Source organism: Flavobacterium sp. CR10 (assembly GCF_055814415.1).
Genome location: NZ_CP185985.1, coordinates 3,328,511 through 3,350,168 on the forward strand (window position 1 = coordinate 3,328,511; position 21,658 = coordinate 3,350,168).

At 36.1% G+C, this 21,658-nt stretch carries 16 protein-coding genes; 8 read left to right on the forward strand and 8 right to left on the reverse strand.

Annotated features, from left to right (window positions below; translation table 11 throughout):
• Window positions 1-3 precede the first annotated feature (3 nt).
• Window positions 4-789, reverse strand: coding sequence for an alpha/beta fold hydrolase (locus tag ACNRYB_RS14645; RefSeq protein WP_473727707.1), 786 nt, complete (start codon window positions 787-789; stop codon window positions 4-6).
• A gap of 277 nt (window positions 790-1,066) precedes the next feature.
• Between ACNRYB_RS14645 and ACNRYB_RS14650 the strand changes: the two genes are divergently transcribed.
• On the forward strand, window positions 1,067-1,903 hold the full coding sequence (locus ACNRYB_RS14650) for an alpha/beta fold hydrolase (protein ID WP_473727708.1): 837 nt from the start codon (window positions 1,067-1,069) through the stop codon (window positions 1,901-1,903).
• Window positions 1,904-2,069: 166 nt separating this feature from the next.
• Here ACNRYB_RS14650 and ACNRYB_RS14655 read toward each other — a convergent pair whose 3' ends face one another.
• Window positions 2,070-2,750 carry a metal-dependent hydrolase gene (locus ACNRYB_RS14655; RefSeq protein ID WP_473727709.1) on the reverse strand — a complete coding sequence of 227 codons (681 nt, stop codon included), beginning with the start codon at window positions 2,748-2,750 and terminating at the stop codon, window positions 2,070-2,072.
• 573 nt (window positions 2,751-3,323) lie between these two features.
• On the opposite strand from ACNRYB_RS14655, the gene ACNRYB_RS14660 reads away from it, so the two are divergent.
• Genes ACNRYB_RS14660 through ACNRYB_RS14675 form a run of 4 tightly spaced genes read left to right on the forward strand, consistent with a single transcriptional unit; the run spans window position 3,324 to window position 8,016 of the window.
• Window positions 3,324-4,712 (forward strand): TolC family protein, encoded by a 1,389-nt coding sequence (locus ACNRYB_RS14660; RefSeq protein ID WP_473727710.1) that lies wholly within the window; start codon window positions 3,324-3,326, stop codon window positions 4,710-4,712.
• A gap of 1 nt (window position 4,713) precedes the next feature.
• Window positions 4,714-5,703 (forward strand): HlyD family secretion protein, encoded by a 990-nt coding sequence (locus tag ACNRYB_RS14665; protein WP_473727711.1) that lies wholly within the window; start codon window positions 4,714-4,716, stop codon window positions 5,701-5,703.
• Window positions 5,703-6,887: an ABC transporter permease gene (locus ACNRYB_RS14670; RefSeq protein WP_473727712.1), complete on the forward strand. Its 1,185-nt coding sequence runs from the start codon at window positions 5,703-5,705 to the stop codon at window positions 6,885-6,887. Before ACNRYB_RS14665 ends, ACNRYB_RS14670 begins: the two co-directional genes overlap by 1 nt.
• Window positions 6,856-8,016: an ABC transporter permease gene (locus tag ACNRYB_RS14675; RefSeq protein ID WP_473727713.1), complete on the forward strand. Its 1,161-nt coding sequence runs from the start codon at window positions 6,856-6,858 to the stop codon at window positions 8,014-8,016. The genes ACNRYB_RS14670 and ACNRYB_RS14675 overlap by 32 nt, the downstream gene beginning before the upstream one ends.
• A 441-nt stretch (window positions 8,017-8,457) precedes the next feature.
• Here ACNRYB_RS14675 and ACNRYB_RS14680 read toward each other — a convergent pair whose 3' ends face one another.
• The 5 genes from ACNRYB_RS14680 to ACNRYB_RS14700 all read right to left on the reverse strand — a co-directional run bounded on the left by ACNRYB_RS14680 (window position 8,458) and on the right by ACNRYB_RS14700 (window position 15,916).
• A complete protein-coding gene (locus ACNRYB_RS14680; RefSeq protein WP_473727714.1) occupies window positions 8,458-9,651 on the reverse strand; it encodes a porin in 1,194 nt (397 codons plus the stop codon).
• 19 nt (window positions 9,652-9,670) lie between these two features.
• Window positions 9,671-10,720: a type II asparaginase gene (locus tag ACNRYB_RS14685; RefSeq protein WP_129747499.1), complete on the reverse strand. Its 1,050-nt coding sequence runs from the start codon at window positions 10,718-10,720 to the stop codon at window positions 9,671-9,673.
• A gap of 29 nt (window positions 10,721-10,749) precedes the next feature.
• The gene (aspD, locus tag ACNRYB_RS14690; protein ID WP_473727715.1) at window positions 10,750-12,396 is read right to left on the reverse strand and encodes an aspartate 4-decarboxylase; all 1,647 of its coding nucleotides are present in this window, start codon (window positions 12,394-12,396) and stop codon (window positions 10,750-10,752) included.
• Window positions 12,397-12,431: 35 nt separating this feature from the next.
• Complete coding sequence (aspT, locus tag ACNRYB_RS14695; protein WP_473727716.1) at window positions 12,432-14,126, reverse strand: aspartate-alanine antiporter; 1,695 nt, start codon at window positions 14,124-14,126, stop codon at window positions 12,432-12,434.
• A gap of 314 nt (window positions 14,127-14,440) precedes the next feature.
• Window positions 14,441-15,916, reverse strand: a complete 1,476-nt coding sequence (locus ACNRYB_RS14700; RefSeq protein WP_473727717.1) for a DUF1254 domain-containing protein — start codon at window positions 15,914-15,916, stop codon at window positions 14,441-14,443.
• Between the two features lie 213 nt (window positions 15,917-16,129).
• Between ACNRYB_RS14700 and ACNRYB_RS14705 the strand changes: the two genes are divergently transcribed.
• Window positions 16,130-17,152, forward strand: coding sequence for an LLM class flavin-dependent oxidoreductase (locus ACNRYB_RS14705; protein WP_008463550.1), 1,023 nt, complete (start codon window positions 16,130-16,132; stop codon window positions 17,150-17,152).
• Between the two features lie 197 nt (window positions 17,153-17,349).
• Here ACNRYB_RS14705 and ACNRYB_RS14710 read toward each other — a convergent pair whose 3' ends face one another.
• A complete protein-coding gene (locus ACNRYB_RS14710) occupies window positions 17,350-18,141 on the reverse strand; it encodes a polysaccharide lyase (protein WP_473727718.1) in 792 nt (263 codons plus the stop codon).
• A gap of 504 nt (window positions 18,142-18,645) precedes the next feature.
• Between ACNRYB_RS14710 and katG the strand changes: the two genes are divergently transcribed.
• Window positions 18,646-20,928, forward strand: a complete 2,283-nt coding sequence (gene katG / locus ACNRYB_RS14715; RefSeq protein WP_473727719.1) for a catalase/peroxidase HPI — start codon at window positions 18,646-18,648, stop codon at window positions 20,926-20,928.
• A 152-nt stretch (window positions 20,929-21,080) separates the two neighbouring features.
• Window positions 21,081-21,656, forward strand: coding sequence for a hypothetical protein (locus ACNRYB_RS14720; RefSeq protein ID WP_473727720.1), 576 nt, complete (start codon window positions 21,081-21,083; stop codon window positions 21,654-21,656).
• Window positions 21,657-21,658: the final 2 nt, after the last annotated feature.

Below are 21,658 nucleotides of genomic sequence, written 5' to 3' on the forward strand. Positions count from 1 at the left end.
TTGTTAAGTGATTTTGATTAGCCAGTTTGTTATAAACTCAGCAATAGTTTCCCAGTTTTCTAGATTTATGCCAAGATGATTTAAATCGTAAAATTCTTTATAGCAAGTTATGGAATGCATGTTTTTGTATTTTTTAAAGTTTAAATAATTTAACGAAACAGGAGTAAAAGCATCTTCTGACCCCGATATAAACAAAAGCGGATTGTGTTTCTTTTTGAAATCGATTTTGCCCGATTTAGAATAAATATCGCGCATTATTAACTTAGATTCAGGGATTAATAATGTCTCGTATTTTTCTTTTTGCTGTTCAAATGATAATTGGCTTGCAAAATAGTGCTGCCATTTTCTGAAAGGCATTAAATAAGTTTTGCTTGTAGAACCGAAAAAATCTGAGGTATCCCAAACTCTTCTATAGAAAGAAAAATTGAAATAAACCAGATTGCCTGGCGGAATAGAATTGATGCAAACTCCAACAGAACCAAGTTCTCTTTGAATAAGCAATTGAGTTAGAAGAGCTCCATAAGAATGGCCTATCAAAATTGGTTTTTCGGGAAGTTTATCAATGATTTCAGTATAATAATCCAGCAAATCAAGTAATTGAATTGATGCAATTTTTGAATTGGGATGCGCGTGTCTTAAATCAACTGCAGATTCATTTTTATGCAGCCAGGGCGGAGCTACAGTTTTATAACCTTTATTTTCAAAAAAAACAATCCATTCTTTCCAGCACACATGGCTGATAAACGCTCCAGTAATAAACATAATTGTTTTTTTGTTAGATAAATACATATTGAAGCTGTTAGGTTAATTTCAGAAAAGGAATGCAATTTGAAAAACAAAAGGAATGCCTCTTTTGTAAAGCATTGATTATAAAAGCATTGTTGGAACAGATGGCTACAGAAATTATTATATATCGTTAAAAACAAGTTTTGATTCTTGAAATATCATAAGTTCAAATAAAAAAATAGCTCGTAAATCCTTTGTTTTTAAGGTTCTGCGTTTTGGTTTAATCTTTGTCTCCCTCAAAAAAAAAAAGAATATGGGTTTCAATCTTTAAATTATAATTATGGAAAAAATTTATGACACAGAAACAAGTTTTGCCGAATTAGGCGATCGTACCATTGCTTATCGTTCGTATGGGAAAGGAAAAGCTATAATTTTTGTGAACCGTTTTAGAGGAACACTCGATACTTGGGATCCGCTGTTTGTGGCAAAAATGGCGGAAAAATTCAACGTTATCGTATTTGATTATTCTGGAATTGGTTCTTCTACAGGGAGTCTGGCTCCAGATATTACAGTTGTAGCAAAAGATGTTAAAGATCTAGCTGATTTTTTAAAGCTGGATTCCGTTATTGTTTTAGGATGGTCTTATGGCGGATTGGTAGCACAAACGGCAACTTTACTATATCCTAATCTGGTGACGCACGCTGTTTTAGTAGGAACAAATCCGCCGGGTAAAAATGAGATTCCGATTGAACAGGCATTTTTTGATGCTGCGCTAAAACCTATAAATGATTTTGAAGATGAAATTGTATTGTTTTTTGAACCAAAATCAGAATGTAGCCGATTGGCAGCAAAAGCTTCGCATGACCGAATTCACAAGAAAATTGATGTAGCAAAAATTCCATCAACGATGGATGTTTTTCAATTGTATTTTGGCGGAGGAGACACTTTTAGAGAAGATCCTCTTAATTTTAGAGAACAGTTCAAGAAAATAAAAACGCCAATCTTGATTATCTCTGGCGATCACGACATCAGTTTTGCAGTAGAAAACTGGTATCCGTATATCAATCAGATGACAAATGCGCAAATGATAGTGTACGCTGCAACGGGTCATGGACCGCATCATCAATATCCTGAACTCACAGCACAGTATATCATTAATTTTGCTGAATACATATAATTTAAGTTCATCAGCAAAACGTAATTATATGTAAAAAGGAATAGTGTCAGCAGCTATTCCTTTTTTTGTATAAAAATTTTAAAGATTTTTTGTTTCGATAATCGACATCATGATATTTCGCTAAAAGCTGGGTTTTAGCGAAATATAGCAAAAGAAAATCTACAATTTATATATCAATTGTGCTGTTGATTTTAGGAAGAAACAATTGAAGCGAAGCATTTTTAAACGCATCCAAAGCTTTTTGATGATCCATAATAATGAAACCAAAAGTATCGTAATGAACGCCTAATATTTTGTTTACTCCCACAAGTTTTGAAGCTTCAATAGCTTCCTCGATTCCCATTGTGAGACCGTCGCCAATAGGAAAAACAGCAAAGTCAAGTTTGGTAAATTTAGGAATGAGCTGCATATCTAAAGTCAAAGCTGTATCTCCACTGTAGTAAAAATTTCCATCAGAGGTTGTAAGTACAAAACCACAGGCAATTCCGCCATAAGAACCATCTATAAAACTGCTTGGATGTTGGGCTATGACGCATTTTACGGTTCCGAAATCAAAATTGAATTTACCGCCTGGATTGATGGGATGTGCGTTTTCGATTCCGTTTTTCAATAGCCAGTTATAGATTTCAAAGTTTCCGAGAACTTTTGCGCCTGTATTTTTTGCGATTCGTTCAACATCTAAAATATGGTCATAATGCGCATGAGAAATAAAAATATAATCTGCTTTTATAGCATCAACGTTAACCTCTTTGGCTAATTCGTTTAGCGTAATAAAAGGGTCGAAAAGAAGGTGTTTTCCGTTAGCATAAACTGAAAAACAAGAATGCCCGTAGTACGTGATTTTCATGGTAAATGGTTTTAAATCAGTTAATAATGAAGAATATTTTTTCAAGAAATATGCCAGTGGAGAAGAATGTTGTAAAAGTAAGCTAAAGCTGGAGGCAATTAAATTGATAGCTCCCGCGAAGCAAAATATTTATGGAAATTCAATTTTACACCAACAAAAAGCTCCGAAGAAGGGACATACAAAATGGTTAAATATCTTTTTCTTGTTTCAAATTCTTTAAAAGCAAGAACGATATGATTTTAGAAAAATTAACAGTCAGTTATTAAATAAAATCTTATCTTTAACTAGATGGTATTTCGGTTTATGCGTTATACTTTTCTGATTGCTGTTTAGATTAAGCCCCATTTTCACAAACAGCATTTTTAAATAAAATTCGGTCATTCTGATAATTCCGGATTTATTTGAAGCAATAAGTTTTTATTCATTTCTATTTTATCCTGCTGTTTTTACTAAACAGCAAAGAAGTCGCTGGTTAAAAGTAATTTCAATTTTAAGAATATTATATAGATGTACGTAAGACTAAACTTTCTAAAGCCTTTTATTTTGTTTTGTTTTCTGTTGTCCTTTTTGGAGATGAAAGCACAAACTACTTCTCTTGAAGAATGCTTTTCTATAGCCAAACAAAATAATATTACTATAAAACAAGCTCGATCTGCATTATTAACAGGCGAATATAATCTTCAGGCTGAAAAGAAAGGGTATCTTCCTAAGGTGGATCTTTTGTCTAGTTATTCTTATTTGGGCAATCCGCTTACTATAAACTTGCAGACGGTTAAAGATGGTATTGTAGAGGGGTCATCGCAGCAAAGCGTGAATACTGCCAACGAAATTTATCATGAAATTACAGGAGGCAATTTATCGCAGGCTGCTCAGGATCGTATTTATAATGCCTCAAAAAAAGTTATTAGCGGTATTTATCCAGATTACAATCCTAGTTTAAGCAAACAATCTTATTTTATTGCTGGATTGGGAGTTCGTCAGCCAATTTTTTTGGGAAATAAAATAAATTCCAGTATAGATTTGGCCCAATCGGTTGTCAATTCAGCAGGCATTGGAGTGGAGCTTGCAGGAAAAGAAGTCGATTTTTTAATTGCCGTTCAATACATCAGAATATTATATCTCAATTCGCTAATTAAAAAACAGGAACAGATTGTAAATGCTTTAGATAAAAATAAAAATTACGCAGAAGAACTGGTCAAAAATAAAATACTTCCTCCGTATCAAAAAAATTGGACCAATGTGGTTTTGATTCAGGCACAAAGCCAGTATAACAATATTAAATTGGAAAAGCAAAATGCTCATCTTGAGTTGAATAAATTGATGGGAATTGATCTTAATGCCGATATAGTGATTTCGGATACTTTAAGATACAATGCCGTTAATCTAGAAAAACCACTAAAAGACTACTGGCTTACAAATCCTCTTTATAGAATTGCAAATAATAAGATAACGTATGCAGAAACTGCTGAAAAAATCAGTAAATCGATGGCTTTGCCTAACATTTTTGCTATAGGAAATTACAATTTGTATCAGAAAGATTTACCGGTCACTATTCCAGATTGGTTTGTAGGTCTTGAATTGCAATGGACTTTGTACAATGGACAAACGAGCAAAAAAACGATGGCCGCAAAACAGCTTATAGAAGAAGCCAAGTTAGGAGAAGAAAATTCCAGTTTAATGCTCCAAGTGCAGTCTAGAGTTGCAAAAAACAAAATGACTTCTCTTCAAAATGATGTTGATGCCATGGATGCAGCCAGAAAAGAAGCTGCTACAACAAGCAGTTTAATTACCAAAAGAATGAATAATCAGCTGTCATCACCAAAAGATGTGAATGATGCTTTATTGGTAGAAACAGAAATAGAAAAAGGATATTATACAGCTGTTTTAGGATACTATCTGGCATTAGCTGAATATTTCAATAGTTTAGGAAATCCAAGTCAAATAACGCAATTTATTAAATAGGATGAAAGATATATTTAAAAACTACTGGGCGCTGATCATTCCGATTTTTGTAGTACTAGCGGGACTGATTTTTTTCTTAAGAAATAATAATGATGCAGATGATAATTTTATTGGAATGGTCGATGCATCTAGCGTCGATGTGGCTGCTGAGTTTCCGGGCAGGTTAGATTCTCTGCTTGTAAAACAAGGCGATACGGTAAAAACAGGGCAATTGTTAGCCGTGCTTCGATCTAATGAAATAAATGCTATCAAAGCGCAGGCATTATCGGCTATAGATGCAGCAAAAGGACAGCAGGAATTGCTTACCCAAGGAGCAAGACCAGAGTTGATAGAAGCAACTTCTAAACTCTATCAAATCAGTCAGGAGCAATACAAACTATTTAGTACAACTTATGACCGTATGGAACGTCTCTATAAAGAAGATGTGATATCGGGGCAGGAAAAAGATGTTTTCTATTTTAAGTTTCAAGCTGCGAAAAAGGAAATGCAAACTGCTCAATTAAATCTGCAAATGCTCAAAAATGGCACAAGACCAGAACTACTTAAAACGGCCAATGCCATTGTAAAACAAGCCGAGCAAGCTTACGAACTGACTAAAGCGCTTGGAGACAATACAAAGGTTTATGCCCCAGCAGATGGAGTAATTTCGAGTTTGGTTACGCATCAGGGCGAAATTATTTCTATAGGTTATCCTATCATGACGATTGAGAAGAAAAATTCGACCATAATTAAGTTTAATATCAGACAAGATAAATCAAATCTGCTTAAAGTTGGCAGTAAAGTATCGGTCAAAGTTCCAGGTTGTGAACCCGAAACGTTTGATGCCGTTGTGCATTCTATTGCGCCAACATTGGAATTTGCCAATTGGGTTCCGTCAAAAGACAAAGGAGAATTTGAACTGAGAACTTTTACTATAGAACTGAAACCTGTTGATCTAGCTCGTATTAAAGGACTACGTTCTGGTATGACTGCTTCTCTAATTCTTCCTTAATGAATTTTATAAAAAACATAATTGTTAGAGAATGGAAACGCATTCTAAGTTTAAAAGTTTTTTACTTAGTCATGCTTGTTGTTCCGGTAGTTTTGTTTTTCTTCTATGCGCTTATTTATCAGAAGCAAGAAGCGAAACATTTAGCATTTGCTATTTGGGATGAAGATCAAAGTGCTGTCAGTCGAGAGCTGATCTTTTTATTGGGACAAAAAGAAGCATTACAAATTACAAGAAGAGTAAGCAGTGAAGCCGAATTAAAAAAACTGGTACAAGAAGGCAAAATACTAGGTGCCGTACATTTTCCTGCCAATTTGCAGAAGAATATCTACAGCAGACATCCGAGTACAGTGACTTTGTATACCAATGCAGCCGCGCTTGTTCCAGCCAAATTGGTTTATAAGGCTGTCGCCGAAGTTATCATTACAGGAAGTACGGGTGTCATTTTGCAGAAGTTTGTTAAGACTGGAATGAAATCAGATCAAGCAATGGCTATTGCCAATCCGATAAGCTTGAATACCTACCAGCTTTATAATCCGACTTATAATTATCAGGAATATTTGGTTCCAGGTTTGATAACAGTAGGAATGCAGATGATTCTTATAATCAGTTCTATGCTGGCTTTAAATTATGAATGGGTTACAGGAACGATGCATCAGCTTTATGATGCTTCAAAGGGGTCTGTTTTTGCTACAATTATTGGAAAAACAATTGCTCATCTTGCCATTAGCTGGATTAATTTTGTCATAATTGTGGGTGTCATTTTTCCTTTTTTTGATATTGGTGTTCCTGCTGCAACAGGCAAGTTTTTTGTAATATATACGATGCTTTCATTAGCCTGTATTGGCATTGGCATGTTTATATCGGCTTTGTTTAAAGATGTGATGCTTTCTGGAGATGTCGCTCTTTTTTATACTTCGCCAGCATTTGTTTTTAGCGGATTTACTTTTCCGAGATGGGCAATGCCTTGGTACGATCAATATTATGCACTTATTATGCCTTATACCGCTTTTTTAGACGGATTTTTCAAGGTGTATTATATGAATTTGCCTTTAAAATATGCTCACGGAGAAGTAGCCAAACTCTTGCTATTTTGTGCGGTAATGTATCCAACAGCTATGTTGTTGTTTAAACGTCAATTTAATTCGATTAAAGATGAAAAAGAAACCGCAACAATCGCTGATTGATCTTTTTTTGAGGGAAGCTTCGCAAGTGGTAAAAGATCATAGTTTGCTGCTTACGCTTCTTATTGCTCCTTTGCTTTATGCTTTTTTTTACGGAAGCATTTATATCAATAAAGAAGAGTTTGATGTAAAACTAGCGGTTGTTGATGATGATGGCTCCAGATTATCTCGTTTACTGCAGCAAAATATAGACGATTCTCCGATAGTAGAACTCATTCATTTTTCGAATTTGGAACAGGCAAAAGAACAAATGTATCAAGGAAATTGCCAAGGATATTTTTATATTCCAGAAGGAACAGAAGCTAATTTGTTAAGTTTAAAACAAAGCAATGTCGTCTTGGCCATAAACGCTGCAAGGTTTCTGCCGTCAAGTGATCTGTTGTTAAATGTACAGCAAATCTGTCTTACCATTGGAGCAGGAGTGAGGCTTCAATATTATCAGAAAAAAGAAGGCATGAGCACTACTATCGCTATGGAAAATGTAATGCCTGTAAATTTAGATTATCGTCCGTTATTTAATGAAAGATCAAGCTATGGTGCGTTTTTGCTGCCGGGATTGCTTGCTCTTATTTTGCAGCAAACATTATTGATTGGCTTATGCGAAAGCGTTGCAGGCGAGCGTCAGCGTTCTAGATTAAGAGAATGGCTCGGTTCAGGGATTTCTAATGGCATTTGGGGAAAAGGATTATTCTATCTGATTCTTTTTTCTTCGTATGGCTTTTTCTTCTTAAATGTAAATTACAAACTGCTTAATTTACCCATGAGAGGCAACGGACTTGAATTGAGTTTATTGTTGCTTTTGTTCATTGTCACATTAATTCCGATGGCGCAGTTTATAGGTTCTTTGTTCAAATCTCAATTGCTTTGCCTACAGATGATGGCTTTTTCGACCTATCCGATTTTTTTGATTACAGGATACAGCTGGCCTTTTGAATCGCTCCCGATAGTATTACAGTGGCTGTCTAATCTTTTACCAACAACACCATTTATTGTTTTGTATACCGCCATTGTACAATCAGGAGCGAGTTTATGGGATAATCCGTCTGTTTTATTGCATCTAATACTGCTTTTTGCTTTTTATAGTATAATCTGTTTTGTTCGCTTAAAATATTTGGCAGGTAAAGAATTATGAGTTATGAGTTATGAGTTATGAGTTATGAGTTATGAGTTATGAGTTATGAGTTATGAGTTATGAGTGTTTACTACCTTAAACGTATTTTTTTGCTTTTACGCATATATTCACATTGCCTGTGGTTTTAACCACAGGGATACGGGTGATATGGATATAAATCTGTTATCAATTTGAATTGGCTCCAGCTTTAGCTGGAGTTTATAATAAAGCGATCCAAAATGGGGCTTTAGCCAAAAAACACGTGATTCGGCTAAAGCCTTTTATTTGCACTATTTTGATACCTCCAGCTAAAGCTGGAGGCTATTCATAAGTCAAAGAGTTTTAAATTATTCTTAAATCTGCTCAATCTGCCAAGTCTGCGAGAAACAAATAAAAAAAGCTGGAATAAATCGCATTTTACGATTTGCTCCAGCTTCTTAATTGAGTTAGTTACTTAAATTATTACAATACCACCAAAGGAGAAATTATACCAAGCATAATTCTTCCGCTTGTGGTATTCGATTGTCCCAAATCTGCTTTAGCATAATCACTATAATTGTAGAATCGCTGCACATATGTGGCAAAAAACTTTAAATTGAAGTTTTTTATTGGGTAAAATTCAACAGTCGGAATAATACCATAGGCAGTACGGATTCGATTCGAGCTTACAGCAGGATCAGGAATATCTTTCCATGAAGCTTTACTTGTCATTCCGATAATCGTAAGTTTCCATTGTTCATTCAGAGAATAAACAGTTCTAAGCCAGTGTTCTACATAATATACATTTTCTGCAGCGTGATCTAAAACCGTATCTGGAATAATATTACTAACAACTCCTGTTCGATCTAGATCTTCGCTACTCCATTTGAAATCATATTGGAAAAGCCATTTTTTGCTTCGAAATTGATTTCCTAATGCTGTATAATACATATTTACCGGTCGTCCATTTTTTGTAGCTTCCTGAAAAATGCTGAAACTATAAATGGTTTTAAATTTTCCGTCTAAAAAACTTCCGTTCCAGTTTCCGACATATGCTGCAGGAAATTTGGCTTCTTCTACATCGGGAACATTTTGATATAATTCAGAAAAAGTTTTCGTCCTTGAATTTAAAATTTGTCCCGAAAAAACATGATTGGCATTTAGTTTCCAGTTTACCTGAACTCCCGTTAAGAAGTTATCCGAATTATCTACAATATCATTGTATTGATAAATATCAATCGGATTCATATCAAACTCATAACCGCCCCAGTTTGCTGTCATTTTACCAATTGCAATGCTGGTTCTTTCAGATATTTTATAACCAATAAAAGCCAAGTCTGTAGAACTGCTGATGTTATCGGTAGACTGCGGTTCAGTTTCTTTAGTATATCGGTCTCGAAACCTAAAAAATACTTTGTCCTTGTATACCTTTCCTTTTACTTCCAGCCTAAATTGGTTTACTTCAAATTTACTGCCAGTGTAATTTCCGTCATCAAAATAGGTGTTAAAACCCACTTGAGTATTGAAAATTAAATCGACATTATTTAGCAAATCAACTTTGGTTGCTTTTATTAAAGGAGTTTTATGATTTAGGATCGTATCAGTCTGTTTTTCCTGCTGTGCATACGCACCTGCCGACAGAAAAACGCTCAAAATTATAAAAGTTAAGACACGCATAATTTACAATTTCAATGGTTTAATACTCAAAGAAATACTCCTGCAGTTTTTTGCTGTCAGTAGTTTGGGTAAGTCCAAGCATTAATAAAATTCTCGCTTTTTGCGGAATTAAATCATCTGCGACAATGGTTCCAAGTTTTTGATCATCGGTTTCGTCAAATAAAGTGACCCTTCCAGACGGTACTCTTGAAGCTCTTGCAACAGCAATTCCTTTTTTAACAGCGCTTGCCGCAGCATCTGAATTTACTTTATTTAGATTTCCGTTTCCTAAACCTCCCGTTACAATTCCTTTTACTCCAGAAGCTACGTACGCATTTATTGCAGTTGCTGGTGCATCGGCATATAATTCGACAACTGCCACTTCAGGTAATGTGGTTAAACCTGTAATATCAAACGGAGTGCTTTTATTGGCTTTTCTTACTGGAGTTTCATAAAGAGAAACTTTTCCGTCGTAAACCTGTCCAATTGGACCGTTGTTTGGTGCTGTAAAGGCATTTAAGTGCGTTGTACTGGTTTTTACGGCACTTCTTCCTGTAAAAATGTATTCGTTAAATACCAACAAAACACCACTGTGAGCTGCTTGTTTAGACGCTGCTAGAGTTACCGCATCGTACAAATTCTTTGGCCCATCTGCGCTTATCGCTGTTGCAGGACGCATAGAACCTGTAATGATTACGGGTTTATCATATCTTACTGTTAATGATAAGAAATAAGCCGTTTCTTCTTGCGTATCGGTTCCGTGAGTGATTACAATACCATCAGCTTCATTATTTTTATAAATTTCGTTGATTCTTTTATTCAGCTTAATCCAAATATCTACCGTCATATCCTGACTTCCTACATTTGAAATCTGTTCTCCCGAAATCTCTGCAACTTTGTCTATTCCTGGAACCGCCGCGATTAAATCTTTTATTGGCAATTGTCCCGCAGTATAAGCAGAACGATCTGCAGATGCGCCTTGTCCAGCAATTGTACCTCCAGTTGCAAGTATTTTGATTCTAGGTAGTTTCTGAGCGTAAATACCTGTTACTAATAAGACCGATAATAATAAAGTAAATAGATTTTTCATAGATCAAATGTTTATATTTTACAATTCTATTATTTTTTTGAATTTTCCCAGCTGGTTACATATTCCATTAAAATTTTACGGATATTTTTCCCTAATATTAGATAGCTATCAGTTGGAAGATTGGCAAGAGAAACCCTGATACTCCATTCTGGGCCGGCAAAACCGCCTCCATTTAAAAGTACGATTGCTGTTTTTTCTGCCAAACGGAACAATACATCAACGGGCTCGAAGTTTGTTTTTAGCCAATTGGCAAAATCTTCACCATAAAAGTGTTTTGCTGCAACCATAACATCAATTTCAGAGTAATATCCTGCTCGCATCGGGTCTTCTAGAATTGGAACTTCTAGTCCTTCCCATAATAAATTAAGACGTTTATGAATGATTGATTGTGTAAGGGTTTTATAAACATCTTGAGTATCTAATAAACAAAATGCAGAGAAAAGCATCATCTGAAATTGTTGAGGTAATGATAATCCTGCCGTGTGGTTTAAAGCCACTTGTCGGCTGTCGGCAACCAGTCGATCAATAAACTTGATTTTTTCCGGTTCTAATGTTAAGCTGGAATAGCGGTCATGCAATTCTTTTTTGAGGGCAGGACTTAAATTGGCAATCTTTTTGTCGAATATATTGTCCTCATGAATGGCTATGGTTCCAAGTCTCCAGCCTGTACAGCCAAAATACTTAGAGAATGAATATACTGTAATGGTATTTTGCGGAATAATGGCCATTAAGGATCTAAAATTATTGACGAATGTTCCATAAACGTCATCGGTAATAACCATCAATTCCGGATTATCATTTTTTACAATATCGGCAATATAATTTAATGTTTCGGTGCTCATTGCAGAAGACGGCGGATTGCTCGGATTTACTACAAAAGCCACTTTGACTGCTGGATCTTTCAATTTGTCCAATTCAGAATTTGGATATTGCCAAGTGTGGAAACCATTTTCGCCAGTTCCGCTTGCTTCTACGTAAACGACATCAAATTTGTATCGATCTAATTCTGGAATTTCGATATAAGGCGTGAAAGTAGGAGTAAGGAGTGCTATTTTATCACCGCGTTCAGTAAGGTGGTTTTGCATAAACGAATCAAAAATATAGCACATTGCCGCAGTTCCTCCTTCAACAGCAAAAATATCGTACTTGCCTTTATCGTTTCCTACACCGCACATTTCCTGCACCAAATAGTCGTGAACTATAATTTCTATCTGACTTAACATACGATCAGGGACTGGATAGTTAAATCCGATTACGGCTTCTATCCATTCGCGAATCCATGCATCACCATCAAAATCATGTTTATCAACACCATATTGGTATGTTTTTTCTAAAAGCGAAGCTCCAGGCGCATCTTTATGTTTTGCTAAAAATGCTTCAAAACGTGAAGCCACTCCGCTTTTGTTTTGTACAATTCCTGCCAGAATGCCTTGTTCTTCCATAACATTGCGGCATTCTTCTAATGCAAATTGTCCGAAAAGGAAAAAAGCTTCTCTAGGAACAGTAGCAATCCAGTTTGGGTTTCCTCTTCCAGCGTTTAAGGTTATCGCTGTAGATTTAAGCGCGCTTTCTTCTGCCAGATGAATTAATTCATTTTTAATTTCAAACGGACTTAAAGTTTGAAGTGTTTTCTCGACCTCTCGAGATGTCTTTATTTTTGAAATATCAATTGCCATGATTTAAATTGTTTTAGAGATTATATAAAATTTGATTAACTCATGATTAAAATGATGACGACGCCCCAAATAATAAGCAGCGTATTACCAACTGCATAGGTCACGGTGTAACCCAAGGCTGGCGTTTTGCTTTTTACAGCATCCTGCAAAGCACCTAGAGCGGCAGTGGTAGTTCTTGCTCCAGCAGCGCATCCCAAGGTGATAATAGGGTTGAATTTGAAAATATATCTTCCTATAAGAAGTCCAATAATTAGCGGAATCGCTGTTGCTGCTGCGCCCGCGATAAAAAGTCCCCAGCCAGCTTCTTGAAATCCGACAATAAAACTTGGTCCTGCCGTAATACCCACTACTGCGATAAAAATGTTTAATCCAACATTATTCATAATCCACAATGCAGGTTCTGGAATTCGTCCAAAAGTGGGATGCTGACCTCTTAGCCATCCAAAGAAAAGTCCTGAGATTAAAGCACCTCCGCTAGTACTAAGGCTTATTGGCACTCCGCCAATTTTGACAGTCAATGCTCCAAGCAATCCGCCTAGAACTATTCCTAAGCCAACAAATGCCATGTCTGTAGAGTTTGTTGGACGATCTGGATAACCAATATGAGTGGCAACTTGATCTACATCTCGTTTGATGCCCACCAATTCAATCATATCTCCTTTTTGCATGACTGTATTGGGCAATATAGGCATCTGGATTCCAGATCGTTTTAGTGATCTGATTACAACTCCATGCATATATTTGAGATGACGCAAATCTGCAAGAGTTTTATCTATCACTTCTTTTTTTACAATTAAGACGCTTAGAACTTCTACTGGAAAATTAAGAAGTTCAACATCCAGAACTTCTTTCTCATTTACAGCAACATAATTCATCATATATTCTCTTCTTCCGCCCAAAGCAACGATATCATTTTCTTTAATTACAAATTCTGGAGTAGCTTCTATAATTTCCTTTCCTCTTCTGATTCGTTGTATAAATAACCGTCTTCCTTTGCTTTCCAACTCATTTTCAACATCTGAAACTGTTTTATTATTGGCATAAGAGTGTGAAGCAATCTGATAGGCATTATAAATAACACGATCGTAAGCAGAGGCAATACTTGGGTCATCGCCAATGGCGTCTCCACCGAGTTGAATTTCAAGTTCTTTTGCTTTTTCTACGAGATTGCCACCTAATAGTTTTGGTCCTATAGAAGCCAACAGCCAAGCCGATCCAGCTGTTCCAAAAATGTAAGTAACGGCGTATGCTACTGGAATTTTATTGATTAAAGCTGTTTTTTGGTCAGCAGGAATCCCCAACTGATTGATAGTATCTGAAGCAACACCAATAACAGCAGATATGGTTTGAGATCCTGCAAGCATACCAGCGGTCAGTCCCATATCGTAGCCCATGATTTTACCTATAAGGTATGGACATATAAGGCATAAGACGCACACTATTGCAGCATAAAGCATTTGAGGCAGTCCGTCTTTTTTTAGACCTCCAAAAAATTGAGGTCCTACGCTATATCCGACGGCAAAAAGAAACATGAGAAAAAAAACGGATTTAACGTTAGGAGAAATCACAATGTCTAATTGTCCGACTAAGACTCCAACAAGTAAAACACTGGTGACGGTTCCTAAGGAAAAACTTCCGATTTTAAATTTCCCGATGAAATAACCTAAAGATAAGGTTAGAAAAACGGCCAATTCAGGATAATCTTTTAATGTAGTAATAATCCAATCCATAATTATTTGTTTTTAGTATAGATGTATCAATAATTGATTATGAAAATCGCAGGAGTAGAAAAAAAGACTGGGGAGCTTTTAAGGACAGATTTTTTAGGCTTCTCAAAATTAGGCTAGAAAGTCAGAATAATTACACAAAAAATAGATAGAGATGTTTCAAATTATAATTTGAAACAAAAAAACTTGCAACATTAAGTTGCAAGTTTTTGTTTGATAATGAGTGTTTTAAGTAAAAAACCTCCAATTGGAGGTTTTTATTTTTAAAGTATTTTTTAGATGTTAAACAAATTTCTTAGATATGATTTTTTATCAAATTAATATTTTTCAACTACAGGCGGAATCCAACTTTCGTCTATAATTGCTTTTTCTCCCCAATATGCTCTTATGTATAATGAAAAATCACCTTTAGGAGCAGGAATCCAATTGCTTTCTTTATCTACACCAGGATTTTTATTGCCAACGTAAAGTGTTAATGAACCGTCAGCATCTTTCTTAAGTCCTTTGTTTTTTGTACCAAGCGAATATCTTTTCAGATCGTTAGGAAAAAAGAAATGTTCAGCGTTATATAATGTCATTGACCAGAAACCTTTAACAGGAGGAAGCACTTTAAAAGTTACTTTATAATTTTGGTTACCATTAAGCTTTTCTCCTTTTGTGGTATTGTCAGTATAGAAATACTGAGTTTCTGTTGGTCTGTTGTCAAATATGTTGCTTCTTCCAGAACTGGTTCGGTTTGTATAATCAAATCCCCATACCGCATTATGAAAAGATCTGTTCCACCCATTTCCAGCAGGTTTTCCATTATATTTCCATTTCAAATAATCTTTTATGAGTGTTTGGTCTAAAGTAACCGCTTCTTGAACAATTATTTTTTTAATCTCTGGATCTTTTGCCGCTGTTGCCAGTAAGGCTTTAAATTGAGCATACAAAGCTTCTTCTCCTTTTAGTGGCGGTACTTTTTCTAAAATTTCAGGCAAGAGATCGAAGAATTTTTCAGGAACTACCCATTTAATTTCACCTCCGCCAGTATTACCTGTTGGAATGTTTGGAACTTTACTCCATTCTTTTGTTTTCATTTTTCCATCAAATTCTGAAAGCGGATAGGCTACAATTTGATTTATAACAGGCTGTAAAGCTGCTCTATCTTGTGGCGTGTCATCAAGAAAGACTCTTGGAATCGCATTTCCTAGTTCGGTTTCAAATTTAATTACGCCAGTAATTCCACTAGGAACTTCTCCTTTCCAGTTAGGGCCGTGAAGCAGATAAAATCCAGGTTTTGTATTGTACATTTTACCAACATGACCAGTTTGTTCAGTTCGGGCGTTGTAAAGAGCATAAACCCAAAAACGATCTCCAAAATCTGGAACCTGAATGACTACAGGAGTTTTATCAAGCTCAAAATAACCATAACCATATGCAACATCCTGATTAGGACATGCGACACTGTTTTGTTGCGGCGCTATATAATCAGAAAGCATACAGATTTGCCCAAGTGGGGCACCAGGAAGAACTCCGTTAAGTCTGCCAGGCTCTTTTAAAGGGCGAAAAGCATTTCTTCTATTAAAAACATTAGCTAAAGGATATCCCCAAATATAGGCAGTACGAGCAATAGTTCTGGTATATTCAGGATGTAGAAGAACATCTGAACCTGGAACTTTAATAGAATCTGTACTTAGTGTATCAGATACCTTTTCTGCGGTAGCTTTTTCAGGATTGGTTGTGGATTCTTTTTTGCAACCTGTTAAAATAATTAAAAAGAAACAGGTAGATAATACTAATAACTTTTTCATGTTGACTTGTTTTTTAGGATTATATTCAGTGAGTACTATCAAATTTACAGAATGTCTTCTTTGAAATTTATTTTTTGATGTTGCATATTATAATTTGAAACAAGTTTGAAAGCTAATATTTAGTTTTTTTAATTTTATGCATTAATGATATAAAATATAGCATTACTCGCTTCTGATGCGTATATTTGAGAGAATAAAAAAATAAAAGCCGTTATGAAGAAAATAGGATTTTTATCATTTGGGCATTGGGCTAATCATCCATCATACAAGACTCGTACAGCGGCAGATACTTTGTTGCAATCTATTGATTTAGCTGTAGCTGCAGAAGAAATAGGAATAGATGGAGCTTACTTTCGTGTGCATCATTTTGCACAGCAGTTAGCATCTCCTTTTCCGTTGCTTTCTGCAGTTGGAGCTAAAACGAGCAAAATAGAAATTGGGACGGGCGTAATCGATATGCGATACGAAAATCCGATGTATATGGTTGAAGATGCCGGAGCAGCCGATTTGATATCAGAAGGACGTTTACAACTAGGAATAAGCAGAGGATCGCCAGAACAAGTTATTGATGGATGGCGTTACTTTGGTTATGAACCCGAAGAAGGTGAAACCGATGCCGATATGGGGCGTAAAAAAGCTTTGGAATTTTTGGATAAATTAAATGGAGAAGGATTTGCAGAACCCAATCCGTACCCGATGTTTCCAAATCCGCCTGGCCTGTTGCGCATAGAGCCACACTCTGAAGGATTAAGAGAACGAATCTGGTGGGGAGCGGCCTCTAATGCAACTGCTATTTGGGCAGCAGAAAACGGCATGCATCTTCAGAGTTCTACGCTTAAATATGACGAAAATGGAAAGCCATTCCATATTCAGCAGGCAGAGCAAATAAGATTATATAAAGAAGCATGGAAAAAAGCTGGGCATCAGCGTGAAGCGAGAGTTTCTGTCAGTCGCTCGATTTTTGCACTCGTCAACGATCAAGACAAATATTATTTTGGCGGACAAGCCAAAGGCAATGATAGTTTTGGTTATATAGAGCAAGACAAAAGAGCAATTTTTGGTAAAAGCTATACCGCAGAACCTGATAAACTGATTGAAGAATTGGCGCAAGACGAAGCTATTCAGGAAGCAGATACATTGCTGTTGACCATTCCGAATACTTTGGGTGTAGATTATAATGTACACATTTTATCTTCTATACTAGAACACGTGGCTCCGGCATTGGGTTGGAGATAGATTCTATTGCTTAAAAAAATAAAATCCTGAATCAATAATTTGGTTCAGGATTTATTTTTAAAAATCAATTCGATTAGCATCCTTTGCCTGTCTGATTTTTGTATTAATAACAACTCCAATGTTTTATTGGTAATGATAAAAACATCGAAGTTGTATATTTTGTTTTTTCGGTTCAAATTCTTTTTAAAGCTTATGCACTACAGAGCATCCCAAGATGCACTTGGATAGTAGATTGAACTTGTTACAGGAGCTGTCCAATAATCTTGGCTTCCGCCACGGAAAGTATGTAGGCTGACAGCATTAACATTTCTCTTAGAATCATTAGTTACCCAACGAATCTTTTCATTCAATATCTCTGTTCCATTCACATAATATTTCACATATCCATCTGTATTTGATCCAGTGTTTAGTTTAACAGATATCTGGCAGTTATAAGTTACGCCTTCTTGAATGTAATATTTTTTTCCAAAATCATTACCATATTGTCCAGGCTGATCTCTATAATATACATATGGCTGAAGATAAGCGCCGCTTCCTTTAGCAGTGTTAGATCCATTTGGGCAATACCACATAAATCTTGCACTTCCGCCATTTCCATCCCATGCTGCATCACCGCCTGTATTTTGGTCACCAATTAAGATTCCATATCCGCATTTACCGCCACGGCTCCAATAGAATCCGTTATTAAATTTCATTTGAAACCAAACAGTGTAAACACCTGTTGACCAAACACCATATGATGTGCATAAACCTCCAGGGCAAGACAGCGTATTAGTTTGCAATGTAATTGTCCTAGCTCCAGCTGTACCTTTTGCTGTGGTGCTGCCTTCAAGTGGCGAATTAGATGCTAGAGTATCTTTGCTAGCGATTTGCTGAGCTTCTTTTTTAGAGGTTTGGGGCCCATTCGTGTCTTCTTGTTCCTTTTCGCAAGAAGTAAGTACCAATGCCATGGTAAGTAGCATACTGGTTAATTTTAAGAATTTCTTCATCTTTTTAAATTTTAAGGTTAGTAAAACGATTAATCGTTAGTAATAGATAGTAGATTACAGTATTTGGAACCGAAAGTGTAAAGTTGGATAATAATAATTTTTGGAAGGAGTAATAAAGTACGTTTTTACGTACACAAAAATACAGGCCATGTTTTCTCTATATTTTGTTGAGGTTTCAAAGGGATATACACTAAGATTTTTAGCGCCAGTAAATCAGAAATACTTTTTCGATAGTTTTTAAAATCAGTAAATGGCTGGATGATAAAATTTTATAGAATAAAAAGATTCTTTTTATTAAATTTATGTAGTTAAAATCTCATTTAAAAAAAATGTTGCTTTTTAGAAAGAAGCCTTTTTTGTAGAAGTATCTGAGTTATAAGGATTCATGGGTGTAAAAAGATTTAAGAATAGATTTTGTCTATTTCGGAAGTATTATTTACAATCTACAGCCTTAATTTTCTCTTTCATTAGTTTGTAATTTAGTAAAAATAAAAATTTTCAACTATGGATAATCAATCAAATGACATCAGCAAATGCCCTTTTCATAATGGGAGCATGGACAAACAAGCCGCTTCGGGTACGAAAAATCGTGACTGGTGGCCTAAACAGTTAAAGGTAAACATACTGAGACAAAATTCAGCATTGTCAAATCCGCTAAATAAGGATTTTGATTATGCAGAAGCTTTTAAAAGTTTGGATCTCGAAGCAGTAAAGAAAGATCTGCATGCTCTTATGACTGATTCACAAGATTGGTGGCCTGCCGATTTTGGACACTACGGAGGACTTTTCATAAGAATGGCTTGGCACAGTGCTGGTACTTACAGAGTTCATGATGGACGTGGAGGAGCAGGAGCAGGACAACAAAGGTTTGCACCTCTTAACAGCTGGCCAGACAATGTGAGTCTTGATAAAGCACGAAGATTGCTTTGGCCAATAAAACAAAAATATGGACAAAAAATTTCATGGGCCGATTTAATGATCTTAACAGGAAATGTGGCTTTAGAATCAATGGGTTTTAAAACATTTGGTTTCGCAGGAGGACGTGCCGATGTGTGGGAAGCAGACGAATCTGTATATTGGGGATCTGAAACGACTTGGCTTGGAGGTGACGAACGTTATAAAGATGGTTCTGAAGGTGTTCCAAAAGATCATGGCGTTGTTTCATCAGATGATAATGCAGATGGAAATATTCATAGCAGAAATCTTGAAAAACCTCTTGCAGCAGTGCAAATGGGACTTATATATGTAAACCCAGAAGGACCAGACGGAAATCCAGATCCTATAGCTGCAGCCAAAGATATTAGAGATACTTTTGGACGTATGGCAATGGATGATGAAGAAACAGTGGCATTAATTGCAGGGGGTCACACGTTTGGTAAAACGCACGGAGCTGCTTCTTCAGATCACGTAGGTAAAGAGCCAGAAGCTGCTGGTTTAGAATTGCAAGGTTTAGGTTGGCAAAATAGTTATGGTTCAGGAAAAGGTTCTGACGCCATCACAAGCGGACTTGAAGTGACTTGGACAAAAACGCCAACGCAATGGAGCAATAACTTCTTTGAAAATTTATTTGGTTTTGAATGGGAACTTTCCAAAAGCCCTGCAGGAGCGCATCAATGGGTAGCAAAAAATGCAGAAGCCATTATTCCTGATGCTTTTGATGCCAACAAAAAACATTTGCCAACAATGCTTACAACCGATTTATCATTAAGACTTGATCCAGCTTATGAGAAAATCTCCCGTCGATTTTTAGAAAACCCTGATGAATTTGCAGATGCTTTTGCAAGAGCATGGTTTAAACTGACACACCGTGATATGGGACCGCGCGCCCTTTACCTAGGACCTGAAGTGCCAGCGGAAGAATTATTGTGGCAAGATCCAATTCCTGCAGTGAATCATGCTTTAATTAATGATCAGGATGTAGCTCAACTGAAAGAGAAAATAGTAAACTCAGGTTTAAGTATTTCGCAATTGGTTTCTACAGCATGGGCTTCGGCTTCTACTTTTAGAGGATCAGACAAGCGAGGAGGTGCAAACGGTGGACGTATAAGACTTGCACCACAGAAAGATTGGGAAGTAAACAATCCAACTGCATTAAAAGTGGTTTTAGATAAATTAGAAGCCATTCAGAAAGAATTTAATGCTGTACAAGGAGACGGAAAAAAAGTTTCATTGGCAGATTTAATAGTTCTTGGTGGTACTGCTGCCGTTGAAAAAGCGGCTAAAGACGCAGGAGCTTCAGTTTCTGTGCCTTTCGCTCCTGGACGTATGGATGCATCTGCAGAACAGACAGATGTTGAATCATTTGGATATCTTGAGCCCAAAGTAGATGGTTTTAGAAACTACAGAAAAACAAAATCATCTGTTTTGACAGAAGAATTGCTTATCGATAAAGCTAATTTACTGACCCTTACAGCTCCAGAATTGACAGTGCTTTTAGGAGGTCTTCGTGTGCTGGATATTAATGCTGACGGAAGCAAAAATGGTGTTTTTACCACTAGACCAGGTCGCCTGACAAATGACTTCTTTGTAAATCTTTTGGATATGAACACACAATGGCAAGCCGTTTCTAACGATAAAGAACTTTATACAGGAAACGACCGAAGCACTGGACAGCCTAAATGGATAGGAACACGTGCCGATCTTGTTTTTGGTTCAAACTCAGAATTGAGAGCAATTGCAGAAGTGTATGCTGCATCTGATGCACATGAGAAATTTGTGCATGATTTTATTGCCGTTTGGACTAAAGTAATGAATCTGGATAGATTTGATTTGAAAAAAGAATATTAGCGAAAAGCAATAAACGTAAAAAGACGTCATAATTGGCGTCTTTTTCTTTTAAGATCCTTGCAAATTAAAAATCAATTTTTCCTTTTTTTATCAGTTTTTGGAAGGTTAAAAGGATTTTTCTGCTTAACTTGTAGAATCCAAAATCAATTCTTATGACTTTAAAAGGACTTATTCTTATCGGTTTTATACTTGCATTATATTCTTGTGGAAACAAAAAAGAGCAGGAGCTTATTGTGCGCGAAAACTCACTTTTAGAAAGGGAGAAACAGTTTCAAGATAAAGAAGCAGAATACGAAAAGCTGTTAAAAATGAAAGACAGTTTACTGTCTCTCTCTAAAGTAAAAGATACGCTTCCAAAAATAAAAGAATGGCCTGAAAACCTAAAAATAGCATGGAACAGCAAAATGGTTTGCAGGGAATCGAATTGCAGTAATTATGTCATTGGCGATCAGCGCACTGAAACTTGGGAGTTCCGATCAGATTCGACAGGAATGTATACCAATGTATTGAGCAATAATGAAATTAAACGAGTTTTTACAGGGCAATATCTTGAGAATAAAATAGTGCTGGATTCGGCAAAGGAAACTTCTTCTAAAAACAGAATAAAAGTGAGCGTGGTACTTGATGATATTAAAAAAAATATAATCAAAGGCACGCAGACCATTACGGGTCAAGATAATTGCATCGCAAAATTCTCAGTTGAACTTACTCCATCCAATAAAAAGTAATT

Bases quoted from the DNA above. Each gene is read 5' to 3' on its own strand.
- ACNRYB_RS14645 (WP_473727707.1), bottom strand. From the start codon at position 789: ATGTATTTATCTAACAAAAAAACAATTATGTTTATTACTGGAGCGTTT.
- ACNRYB_RS14650 (WP_473727708.1), top strand. From the start codon at position 1,067: ATGGAAAAAATTTATGACACAGAAACAAGTTTTGCCGAATTAGGCGAT.
- ACNRYB_RS14655 (WP_473727709.1), bottom strand. From the start codon at position 2,750: ATGAAAATCACGTACTACGGGCATTCTTGTTTTTCAGTTTATGCTAAC.
- ACNRYB_RS14660 (WP_473727710.1), top strand. From the start codon at position 3,324: ATGAAAGCACAAACTACTTCTCTTGAAGAATGCTTTTCTATAGCCAAA.
- ACNRYB_RS14665 (WP_473727711.1), top strand. From the start codon at position 4,714: ATGAAAGATATATTTAAAAACTACTGGGCGCTGATCATTCCGATTTTT.
- ACNRYB_RS14670 (WP_473727712.1), top strand. From the start codon at position 5,703: ATGAATTTTATAAAAAACATAATTGTTAGAGAATGGAAACGCATTCTA.
- ACNRYB_RS14675 (WP_473727713.1), top strand. From the start codon at position 6,856: ATGAAAAAGAAACCGCAACAATCGCTGATTGATCTTTTTTTGAGGGAA.
- ACNRYB_RS14680 (WP_473727714.1), bottom strand. From the start codon at position 9,651: ATGCGTGTCTTAACTTTTATAATTTTGAGCGTTTTTCTGTCGGCAGGT.
- ACNRYB_RS14685 (WP_129747499.1), bottom strand. From the start codon at position 10,720: ATGAAAAATCTATTTACTTTATTATTATCGGTCTTATTAGTAACAGGT.
- aspD (WP_473727715.1), bottom strand. From the start codon at position 12,396: ATGGCAATTGATATTTCAAAAATAAAGACATCTCGAGAGGTCGAGAAA.
- aspT (WP_473727716.1), bottom strand. From the start codon at position 14,126: ATGGATTGGATTATTACTACATTAAAAGATTATCCTGAATTGGCCGTT.
- ACNRYB_RS14700 (WP_473727717.1), bottom strand. From the start codon at position 15,916: ATGAAAAAGTTATTAGTATTATCTACCTGTTTCTTTTTAATTATTTTA.
- ACNRYB_RS14705 (WP_008463550.1), top strand. From the start codon at position 16,130: ATGAAGAAAATAGGATTTTTATCATTTGGGCATTGGGCTAATCATCCA.
- ACNRYB_RS14710 (WP_473727718.1), bottom strand. From the start codon at position 18,141: ATGAAGAAATTCTTAAAATTAACCAGTATGCTACTTACCATGGCATTG.
- katG (WP_473727719.1), top strand. From the start codon at position 18,646: ATGGATAATCAATCAAATGACATCAGCAAATGCCCTTTTCATAATGGG.
- ACNRYB_RS14720 (WP_473727720.1), top strand. From the start codon at position 21,081: ATGACTTTAAAAGGACTTATTCTTATCGGTTTTATACTTGCATTATAT.